Below are 3,005 nucleotides of genomic sequence, written 5' to 3'. Positions count from 1 at the left end.
GTTTGGTGAGATTACTCAACAGATAAAAGCTTTTTTTGAAATTCTTGTAAAACAGAGTGTAGACACTTTAGGAGCTGAGCCTTGCGAGTATGCCATGATAGGCTTTGGCTCATTAGCTAGAGAAGAGGTGACACCTTATTCCGATTTAGAGTTTGGCATTCTTATAAAAGAAGATAATCCAATAAATCGAGAATATTTCAAACGTCTGACCTCTTTAATTCACTTGAAGGTCATTAATTTGGGAGAAACTATCCTACCAGCTTTAAATATTCCTTGCTTAAAATCTATAGATTTTTTCGATGGGATTACCCCCCGGGGCTTTGCTTTTGATGGAGCAGGAGTAGAAGAAAAAGGTTGTAAAACTCCTTTGGGCAATGGTAAGACGTTTGAGCTTATCCAAACTCCTGAAAAGATGGCTCAATATATTGCTAAAGATGAGGAAGGCCAATGGTGGCATGAAAAAGAGCCTCATCTTCCCATGGAGCTTCTGAATTTTACTCATTTACTAGGCAGCAATGAATTAACTGAGCAATATAGGCAAAAAGTTCAAGAAAATCTTGTTACGCCTTATCAAGAAGGCCTTAATCTTCGCCATTATTTAGCCAAGAAACATTTAGTTCAAGAAGATATGAGAACTTTTGATCCTAGCTTAGGGGATCTAGAAAGACAAGGCATGTTATTCAAAGTTAAAAATGATTTGTATCGGTTTCCTCATTTAGCTTTGGATAGACTGGCTCTTCTTAAAGAAGTAGTAACTTTAGATACATTTGGTAGAATTGATCAGCTAAACAAGCAAGGAATATTAACAAGTAACGCAGCTGAAAAGTTACAGGACTGGATGAGTATAGTTTTATTTATGCGCCTTAGAACTTACTTTAATTGTAATGCGCAAAGGGAAGCTATGAATCCTCTTATTAAACCCTTTGGATTTGATGACCCCAGACTTATCAAAGAGCAATTGGCTTTAGATCATAAAGCTCTAGAGAAGATAAAAAAAATTTATCGTATCTATATTCCTTTCTACCAGGCTATGCGAGACTTTTTAGCAGGACATGAAAACAATCTTTCATCCTCCGATTTAAATGATGACTCACCCCAAACGCAAGGATACATAGCTTTAAGGCTTTTTAAGAATCAGGAAGCAATAAAGTGGTTTGATGAAGCTTTAGAAAAAGATCCAGAAAATTTTAAATTTTTGAATGAGTTGGGGCTTATCTATAAACAAGAAGGAACTCTAGAGCTGGCAGCGCAATATTTAAATCAGGCGCGTGAGGTTGCTCTTAAATCTTCTAGGGAGAATAAGTCTTTTGTAGCATCAGTTTACAACAATCTAATCTCACTTTATCCGGATAAAGTAAATTTTGAAAACGCAATAGATTATGCAAATCAAGCACTCAAAATCCTTAGAGAGCTTGTGGGTGAAGATCATCCCTATATAGCAAAAGCTTACAATAATTTAGGGCTAATCTACCATGGGCAAGGTAATTTAAAAAAAGCGGTTGAGTATTATAAGAAAGCGCTCAAGATTGACAAGAAGTTTATTAAAGAAAAACCTGCTAGTGTAGCCGTAGATTATAATAATTTAGCAATGATTTACCTAGATCAAGAAGATTTAATAAGAGCGATGGATTTTGTAAATCAAGCACTCAACATCAATCTTAATTTTTATGGTGAGATGCATCCCAATGTGGCCATAAATTACAACAACCTGGCAACGATCTATCAAAAACAAGGGGAATTAGAAAAGGCAATGGAGAATGCTAAAAAAGCTCTTGCCATTGACCGTAAATTTTTTGGCAAAAATCATCTTACAGTAGCTACAGATTACAATAACCTAGGAGGAATTTGCAGAGGGCTAGGGAATTTAAAGCAAGCCGCTGAATATATCCAAAAAGCCCTCAAAATTGATCTTAAACATTCTGGGGGGAACCATCATAATGCGGCTGAAAATTACAATCATCTTGGGATGATCCTCTACCAAGATCAAGGAGATTTAGAGAAAGCGGCAGAGTATGTCCATCAAGCTGTCGATATCCTCATTAAGATTGGTGATGAAAATCATCCCCATTTAGCAACTTATTACCATCATTTAGGGCTAATCTACCTAAAGCAAGAAGATTTAGAGAAAGCGGCAGAGTATGTTCATCAAGCTATCGATATCTTCATTAGGATTGATGATGAAAATCATCCCCATGTAGCAACTTATTACCACCACTTAGGGCTAATCTACCAAAAACAAGGTAAATTAGAAAAGGCATTCGAGCATATCAATAAAGCCTTAAGACTCGCTTAGCGGCTATGGGGAGAAAATCATCCTACTGTAATAAAATTTTGCAAGAGCCTACTTGGCCTCTTCTTAAAAGCGTATTCTGTACGTTCCTGCAAAAATATTTCTTTTCCACGAGTTTGAAACCTTAAAGAAGGTATCTGATTAGCTTTAAAACCAACTTTCTGCAGATCAAAATAATATCACGATATTATTTTTCTAACGGAAGCTTCATTTTTGTATAAGGCTTGAATAAGCTAACTAGCTTATTATCAGAGTATTATGTTTCCTTTGTAAAAATTTGAGCTAATTTTAAGAAGCTCATGGCAGGAAACTTAAGTAAGTCTTTTAGTCTTGCTTAAACCATTGATTACTCTTTTTGAAGTAGTGTATGTTGATAACAAGAAATATAAAATTTAAATCACTTTACGATAAATTATAAGCAATGTTAAATATCTATTTAAATTTTCGTTAAAACCCATATTCCTCACTACTTTTTATAAGTTTCTGAATATGAAAGGATTGTAAAATTTAAATTTAAGAATCAAATTTTATAAACACTTAGCAATCAGCACTTTAAATTTCAGGTGAGAAATGTGGGTTAAAAATTAAGTAAAAAAGGTAATATCCCTATGAATTTAGAGAGCTTAAGTACCTCTCCTCTTATATTTACTATCGTTAACGATATAGAAAAAAATTCTAGTTGTTTCTTTAAAAACTCCTCGGTGGATGCGAAAAC

Annotated in this window: 1 protein-coding gene; it reads left to right on the top strand. The window is 34.5% G+C overall.

Annotated elements, in window-relative coordinates:
* Positions 1-2,293: tetratricopeptide repeat protein (locus DB42_RS08345; protein ID WP_044882581.1), on the top strand; the 2,293-nt coding region annotated here is incomplete at its 5' end.
* Positions 2,294-3,005: the final 712 nt, after the last annotated feature.

The sequence above is a fragment of the Neochlamydia sp. EPS4 genome (assembly GCF_000813665.1).
Lineage (GTDB): Bacteria > Chlamydiota > Chlamydiia > Chlamydiales > Parachlamydiaceae > Neochlamydia.
Note: the sequence above shows the minus strand (reverse complement) of the source record. Positions and strands in the feature narration are given on the sequence as shown.